Source organism: Devosia sp. (assembly GCF_028290645.1).
Lineage (GTDB): Bacteria > Pseudomonadota > Alphaproteobacteria > Rhizobiales > Devosiaceae > Devosia_A.
In genome coordinates this window covers 1-6815 of the sequence record NZ_JAQGJL010000099.1, presented here as the reverse complement: position 1 = coordinate 6815, position 6815 = coordinate 1, and the positions used below count along the sequence as shown (strand labels likewise).

General features: G+C 64.3%; 9 protein-coding genes. 2 read left to right on the top strand and 7 right to left on the bottom strand.

The genetic code is table 11. From position 1 onward, the window contains the following. Positions 1-850, bottom strand: an 850-nt coding sequence (locus JWQ89_RS05715; protein WP_366143971.1) for a tRNA-dihydrouridine synthase, incomplete at its 3' end; no start/stop codon positions are given. A 211-nt stretch (positions 851-1061) separates the two neighbouring features. Here JWQ89_RS05715 and JWQ89_RS05710 point away from each other — a divergent pair. Next, positions 1062-2309 (top strand): bifunctional 2-C-methyl-D-erythritol 4-phosphate cytidylyltransferase/2-C-methyl-D-erythritol 2,4-cyclodiphosphate synthase, encoded by a 1248-nt coding sequence (locus tag JWQ89_RS05710; protein WP_366143970.1) that lies wholly within the window; start codon positions 1062-1064, stop codon positions 2307-2309. Between the two features lies 1 nt (position 2310). Next, positions 2311-2805, top strand: coding sequence for a CinA family protein (locus JWQ89_RS05705; RefSeq protein ID WP_299639182.1), 495 nt, complete (start codon positions 2311-2313; stop codon positions 2803-2805). Between the two features lie 22 nt (positions 2806-2827). Here JWQ89_RS05705 and JWQ89_RS05700 read toward each other — a convergent pair whose 3' ends face one another. The 6 genes from JWQ89_RS05700 to JWQ89_RS05675 all read right to left on the bottom strand — a co-directional run. After that, positions 2828-3139, bottom strand: a complete 312-nt coding sequence (locus JWQ89_RS05700) for a hypothetical protein (protein WP_299639180.1) — start codon at positions 3137-3139, stop codon at positions 2828-2830. A 147-nt stretch (positions 3140-3286) separates the two neighbouring features. Next, on the bottom strand, positions 3287-3718 hold the full coding sequence (locus tag JWQ89_RS05695) for a type II toxin-antitoxin system RatA family toxin (RefSeq protein ID WP_299639178.1): 432 nt from the start codon (positions 3716-3718) through the stop codon (positions 3287-3289). Continuing rightward, positions 3711-4667: a lipoyl synthase gene (gene lipA, locus JWQ89_RS05690; protein WP_299639177.1), complete on the bottom strand. Its 957-nt coding sequence runs from the start codon at positions 4665-4667 to the stop codon at positions 3711-3713. The genes JWQ89_RS05695 and lipA overlap by 8 nt, the downstream gene beginning before the upstream one ends. 9 nt (positions 4668-4676) lie before the next feature. Further along, a complete protein-coding gene (locus tag JWQ89_RS05685) occupies positions 4677-4970 on the bottom strand; it encodes a GlsB/YeaQ/YmgE family stress response membrane protein (protein WP_299639175.1) in 294 nt (97 codons plus the stop codon). Next, positions 4970-6412 (bottom strand): dihydrolipoyl dehydrogenase, encoded by a 1443-nt coding sequence (gene lpdA, locus JWQ89_RS05680; RefSeq protein ID WP_299639173.1) that lies wholly within the window; start codon positions 6410-6412, stop codon positions 4970-4972. Before lpdA ends, JWQ89_RS05685 begins: the two co-directional genes overlap by 1 nt. A 3-nt stretch (positions 6413-6415) precedes the next feature. Then, positions 6416-6815, bottom strand: a 400-nt coding sequence (locus JWQ89_RS05675; RefSeq protein WP_299639171.1) for a GNAT family N-acetyltransferase, incomplete at its 5' end; no start/stop codon positions are given.

Sequence of the window (6815 nt, the reverse complement as noted above, 5' to 3'; positions counted from 1 at the left end):
CGGGATCATCGCAGTTGAGAAGCTGGCTGCGCACGGGCTTGTCGAGCACGATGCCGGCGGACTCGAGGTACCAGTCGAGGTGCTTGCGAGCGGCACGAAGCCCCACATGGATGCCGTAGGCGGTGAGGATCGCGTCATAGTGCTCGGCGACGAGGTTGGCGAGCTCGGCCCCAGTGGGCGCCGGCAGGATCTCCCTGCCTCCAAGCGCCGCGCCGATCTGGCCGACGGTCCAGGGCTGTCCTTGAGCGCCACGGCCAATCATCACGGCGGTCGCACCCGATTGCGCCAGGGCCTCACGCGCCGTGGCGAGGTCGACGATGTCGCCATTGACCACAACCGGGACATCCACTGCCTCGACGACGGGGCGGACCAGGTGCCAGCGTGCTTCCCCCTTGTAGAACTGCTGGCGGGTGCGGCCGTGGACGGTGATCATCCGCGCGCCGGCATCGACGGCGCGGCGGGCGAGGTCGGCGGCATTGAGGCTGTCGTCGTCCCAGCCGAGGCGCATCTTGACCGTGACCGGCAAGGGCGTCGCCGCGACGACCGCGTCGATGAGCTTCAACGCCTCGTCGGGCACCCGCATCAGCGCCGAGCCGGCGTAACCGTTAGTGACGCGCTTGGCGGGGCAGCCCATGTTGATGTCGATGATGTCGGCTCCAGCCGCATAGGCGATCTCGGCGCCCTTTCGCATCCACTCGGCCTCGCAGCCGGCGAGCTGAACGACGTGCGGCAGCGAGCCGGACTTGCCGAGCTTCCTGACCATTTCGTCCTGCCCGGTCGCCAGGGCGTTGCTTGCGATCATCTCGGAGACGACCAGCCCGGCGCCATAGCGTTCTACCAGTTTGCGCATCGGCGCATCGGTGATGCCGGCCATCGGCGCGAGGAAAGCGCAGTTGTGCAAAACGTGACCAGCAATGCTTAATGTGCAGGCAATATCAGACACACCCTGCCCCAGATTTGCTCATTTCCACGGAATGCCCGCAGAATAATCAAAAAACTGCCGCGTGCAATAACGTATCGCATCGTGGCGGGCAATGTTTGGTATCGGGACTTGCTGACCGATGGGACCGCCGGTAGACCATGCCGCGCCACTAAGGGGCTCATGTGAAACGACAATGACAGGTTCCAGGACGATCGCCGTCATCGTGGTCGCAGCGGGCCGCGGCGAGCGCGCCACCGTTAGCGGAGACCCGAACCCGAAGCAATACCGCCTGCTGGCGGGCAAGCCCGTGTTGAGCAGAACAATTGAAGCGTTTCTGGCGCGCGAGGATATTGCGTGGCTGGTGCCTGTGATTCATGCAGAGCAGCTGGACCGCTATGCCGCCCTTGGGCTGGCCGACCCGCGGTTGCTTGGACCGGTTACCGGCGGCGCGAACCGGCAGGCTTCGGTATTGGCTGGGCTCACGGCGCTGGGCCCGAAGCGGCCGGACCTTGTGCTGATCCAGGACGCGGCGCGGCCGCTGGTGTCGGCTGAGGTGATCGGAGGGGTGATCGAGGCCTTGCGCACCAGCGACGCGGCCCTACCCGTGGTGCCGGTGACGGACACGATCAAGCGATCGGCGGATGGACATACGGTCCTCGCGACCGAAGACCGGCACACGCTGTTTGCAGCACAGACCCCGCAGGGTTTTCGCTTCCCGCAGATTCTTTCGGCGCATCTGCGCGCGGGTCGCATGCCGCGCGAATTCACCGACGACGCGGCGATCGCCGAGTGGGCGGGGCTGACCGTGGCGCTGACGCCCGGTAGCACGAGGAACATCAAGATCACGCATCCCGAGGATTTTGCCCGGGCGGAGCGCCTAGTGGGCGGGGAGAAGACCATGGAAACCCGCGTCGGCACCGGCTTCGATGTTCATCCGTTCGAGGCGGGCAGCTCGGTGTGGCTGGGCGGACTAGAGATCGCCCATAGCGCGAAGCTCAAGGGGCACTCCGACGCCGACGTGGCACTTCATGCGCTCACCGACGCGATTTATGGGGCGCTCGGCGAGGGCGATATCGGCAAGCACTTTCCCCCGTCCGACCCGCAGTGGAAGGGCGCCGCTTCCTCGATTTTTCTTGCTCATGCGGTAGGGCTGGTCGCCGGGCGGCAGGGCCGGATCGTCAACCTGGACCTCACGATCGTCTGCGAGGCGCCGCGGATCGGGCCGCATGTCGAGGCGATGAAGGCGGTGATCGGCGGGATTTGCGGGATTTCTTCCCGCCGGATAGCCATAAAGGCCACGACCAGCGAGCAACTGGGGTTTACCGGGCGTGGCGAGGGCATCGTCGCGATGGCGAGTGCCAGCATCGAGTTGCCGAGGGAGGACTGACATGAAGTTACCCGACGACATCGCCTCCCTAGCCGAGGAGACCATAGCAGCGCTCAAGGCCGCCGGGATAACGGTGGCAACGGCCGAGAGCTGTACGGGCGGGTTGATCGCCGGCGCGCTGACTTCGGTGTCCGGGTCGTCGGATGTGGTCTATGGCGGGTTCGTCACCTACGCCAACGAGGCCAAGATCGCGATGATCGGCGTGCCGTTCGGAATGCTCAGGCAATTCGGCGCCGTGTCCAAGGAAGTCGCGATGGCGATGGCCGACGGCGCGATGGCGGCCGCGGGGACGCACCTTGCCGTGGCGGTGACTGGCATCGCCGGGCCAAATGGCGGCACGCCCGACAAGCCAGTGGGGCTGGTGCACTTCTCGGTGGCAACCGAAGACGGCACCACGCATCTCAAGAAAGTGTTCGCGGGGATGAACCGGGACGAGGTGCGCCACGCCACCGTTGTGCAGGCGCTGAAGCTGGTGCTGAAGTCGGCGAAGGCCTAGCGGCCCCTACCCCGTATTGCGCTCAGGCCCCGACCAACACGAACACGTTACCGTCCGGAGCTTCCATGACGGCGACGTGGCCCGACTCGGTGGCAAACGGCTCTCTTATCCAGGTGATGTCGGCATTGCCCTTCATCTCGCCAAAGTTGGCGCGGACGTCATCGACCTTCAGTTCGATTTCGGTGAAGTCGATCTCCGTACTGTCACTCAGGACCAGCTCGGAGCTCGTCCCATCCGGGAAATTCAGCCCCACCAGGTTCCAAACCCGTCCATCCGGCATGGGGCGCTCAATCTTCCAGCCCTGGGTCAGGCCAAGCGACTCGTAGAAGGCCACCTACGCCGCGATGTCCTTGGTCGGCACGCACACGCACTCGATTCGTCGGATCATGCTTCCCCTCATCGTCACGAACAAACCGTGAACACGATCGCCGATAGCATGGAGTCGACATGCGTGCAAACGTCTGCAGGGAGAAACGAGGGCCTAGCCGAAGCGCCTGTCGGCCTCGTCCTCGAAGGCGTCGATGATCTCGGTCTGCTTGGCGGCGAAGGCCGGTTCGGCGACCGCGGCGATCAGCGGGTTCGAGAACTTGAAGTCGATGTCGAAGCGGATGCGCGTCCCCTCGCCTTCCGGCTCGAAGCTCCACTTGCTGTCGAGATAGGCAAAGGGGCCGTCCACCGCCTTGGCGATGATGGTGAGCGCTATCGGATCGGCGACGACGCGGCTGGTGTAGGACTGCGTCAGCGGTCCGAATTGGATGGTCATGCGAGCCAGCAGGGCGCCGGCGAGGTCGTCGCGGACCTCCATCGCCTTGCAGTTCGGGATGAAGCGCGGATAGGACTCGAGGTCGGAAACGAGGTCGAACATGCGCTGCGGCAGGTGTTCGGAATGGCGCTCGAGGAATACGTCAGGCATGGGCGAGCTTGGCCATCCGCGCGGCGCGCAACTGTTCGAAATCATCGCCCGCGTGATGCGACGAGCGGGTCAGCGGGCTCGATGAGACGAGGAGAAAACCCTTGGTCATCGCCACGGTGGCGAACGACTTGAACTCCTCGGGGGTGACGAAGCGCTGCACCGGGTGATGCTTCCTGGTCGGCGCAAGATACTGGCCGATGGTGAGAAAATCGACGTCGGCCGAGCGCAGGTCGTCCATCAGTTGCAGGACTTCGTTCCGCTCCTCACCAAGGCCGACCATGATGCCCGACTTGGTGAACATGGTAGGATCGAGCTCCTTCACCCGCTGCAGCAGCCGGATCGAGTGGAAGTAGCGGGCGCCGGGCCGGACCTTGAGGTACTTGGAAGGCACAGTCTCGAGGTTGTGGTTGAATACGTCGGGCTTGGCGGCCACGACGATCTCGAGGGCGCCATCCTTTCTGAGGAAGTCTGGCGTCAGGATCTCGATGGTGGTTTTCGGGGTGCGGGCGCGGATGGCGCGGATGACCTGTGCGAAATGCTCGGCCCCGCCATCGGGAAGATCGTCACGATCGACGGAGGTGATGACGACGTGCGCGAGCCCGAGCTTTTCGACCGCGATGGCGACGTTCTCGGGCTCGTGCGATTCGAGGGCAGTCGGCAGCCCGGTGCGCACATTGCAGAAGGCGCAGGCGCGGGTGCAGATTTCGCCCATGATCATCATGGTGGCGTGCTTTTTCGACCAGCACTCGCCGATGTTGGGGCACCCCGCCTCCTCGCAGACGGTGACGAGACCGTTCTCGCGCACGATCTGCTGGGTTTCCTTGTAGACGGGCGAACCCGGCGCCTTGACGCGAATCCAGTCCGGCTTGCGCAGCATCTCGTTCTCGGGCCGGTTGGCCTTCTCGGGATGCCGCGGACGGCCGTCAATTCTGTCGATCAGAGTGACCACGAAGGCCCCCTATTTTGTGATGACTCGCGCCACCAGCAGCACCACGATGGCGCCGATGGTAGCGGTGACGATCTGGCTGACCAGCGCGTTGCCGATGGGCAGTTCGACCTTGGCTAGAGCCAGTAGATAGGCGCCGACCACCGATCCGATAACCCCGACGATCAGGTTTCGCACCAGCCCGCCGCCACCGAGGATCAGGCTCGCGATCCAGCCGGCGACGAGGCCGATGGCGAGGAAGATCAGGAGCGAGGTGATCTCTGGCGACACGTACGGGATGTCCTCGGGCGGTACGGGATGGTCCATCAGATGTTGAGCGCGCGCCCGTAAGCGTCGAGCACGCTTTCCTTCATCGTCTCAGAAAGTGTCGGGTGCGGGAAGATGGTGTGCATCAGGTCTTCCTCGGTGGTTTCAAGACCCACGGCAACCACAAAGCCTTGGATCAGCTCGGTGACTTCCGCGCCAACCATGTGCGCGCCGAGCAGTTCCCCGGTCTTGGCGTCGAAGATGGTCTTCACCAGCCCCTCGGGTTCACCGAGAGCGATGGCCTTGCCATTGCCGATGAACGGGAAGCGGCCGACCTTGATCTCGCGCCCGGCTTCCTTAGCCTTGGCCTCGGTGAGGCCGACGCTCGCCACCTGCGGCTCGCAATAGGTGCAGCCGGGGACGCGGAGTTTGTCGAGTCCGTGTACGCCCTTGAGGCCTGCGATGGTCTCGACGGTGACGACGGCTTCATGCTCGGCCTTGTGCGCCAGCATGGGCGGCCCGGCGACGTCGCCGATAGCCCAGACGCCGGGAACATTGGTACGGCCGTATGCGTCGATGGTGATAGCGCCCCGATTGAGCTTCACGCCGAGTTTCTCAAGTCCGAGATTTTCGGTGTTGCATTGCACGCCTACGGCGGAGATCAGCACATCGGCAGAAATCTGCGACTTTTCGCCGGACTTCAGCTCGACATGAGCAGTAATTCCGCTCGCCGTTTTGTCGACTTTCGCGACCTTTGCGTCGGTGATCATCTTGATGCCACGCTTCTCGAAGCGCTTGCGCACATGCGCCGCGATCTCGGCATCCTCTACAGGCAGGATCGTGGGCAGCAGCTCGACCACCGTCACGTCTGCCCCGAGCGAGCGGTAGAACGAGGCGAACTCCATGCCAATGGCGCCCGAGCCCATGATCACCAGGGACTTCGGGAACTTTGCGGGCTTCATTGCCTCGAAATAGGTCCAGATCTTCTCGCCGTCGGGCTCGATGCCGGGGAGGACGCGCGGCCGCGCACCGGTGGCGATGATGATGTTCTTGGCCTTGTAAGTACCTTCAGGCAATACGGTTTTCGGGGCCGGCCACTGTGGCTCGACCGGCGGCTTGGTCATCTTCTTGACCACGATCTCGCCGGGGGCGGTGAGCTGCGCTTCGCCCCAGATGATGTCGACCTTGTTCTTCTTCATGAGGAACTGGACGCCGTTGTTCATCTGCCCGGCGATCTTGCGCGAGCGGTCGACGATGGCGGCGAGGTCGAAGCCGAACTCTCCCGCCGAGAGGCCGTAGTCCTTGGCGTGGGCCATGTGGCCGTAGACTTCGGCGGTACGGAGCAGCGCCTTGGTCGGGATACAACCCCAGTTGGAGCAGATGCCGGCCATGTGCTCGCGCTCGATAATGCCCACCTTCATGCCGAGCTGCGCGCCGCGAATGGCGGCAACATAGCCGCCGGGGCCGGCGCCGATGACGAGAAGATCATATTGGTCAGCCATAATTTATTCCTTCACCATCAACAGCCAGTCCGTTCCATGCTGCGGCGTGCCGGGAAACGGCAGCATGGGGCGGCTCGTCGTCACCGCGAAACCGCGGCTTTCATATAGGCGTCGGGCGCCATCATTGGCATCCTCGACGATCAGCGCTTGTCCGCGGGCCTGTGTCGCCCGGGCCTGCGCATCGGCATGGTCGAGCAGGACCGATCCGACACCCTTGCCACGCCAGGTCTTGTGCACGCCGACCATGGAAATGAACCAGCGGCCATTGGCCTCCGCCTCCAGTTCCTCGATCGGCCGCAGCGGCGCCCAGACCGTGTCCGGCACGGCCTCGCGGGCGTCGCCCTTGCGATAGCCGAGCAGCATGCCAACGACTTCGCCACCGGCCTCGGCCATGGTGGCGCTG

Bases quoted from the DNA above. Each gene is read 5' to 3' on its own strand.
- JWQ89_RS05695 (WP_299639178.1), bottom strand. From the start codon at position 3,718: ATGCCTGACGTATTCCTCGAGCGCCATTCCGAACACCTGCCGCAGCGC.
- lpdA (WP_299639173.1), bottom strand. From the start codon at position 6,412: ATGGCTGACCAATATGATCTTCTCGTCATCGGCGCCGGCCCCGGCGGC.
- JWQ89_RS05710 (WP_366143970.1), top strand. From the start codon at position 1,062: ATGGGACCGCCGGTAGACCATGCCGCGCCACTAAGGGGCTCATGTGAA.
- JWQ89_RS05705 (WP_299639182.1), top strand. From the start codon at position 2,311: ATGAAGTTACCCGACGACATCGCCTCCCTAGCCGAGGAGACCATAGCA.
- JWQ89_RS05685 (WP_299639175.1), bottom strand. From the start codon at position 4,970: ATGGACCATCCCGTACCGCCCGAGGACATCCCGTACGTGTCGCCAGAG.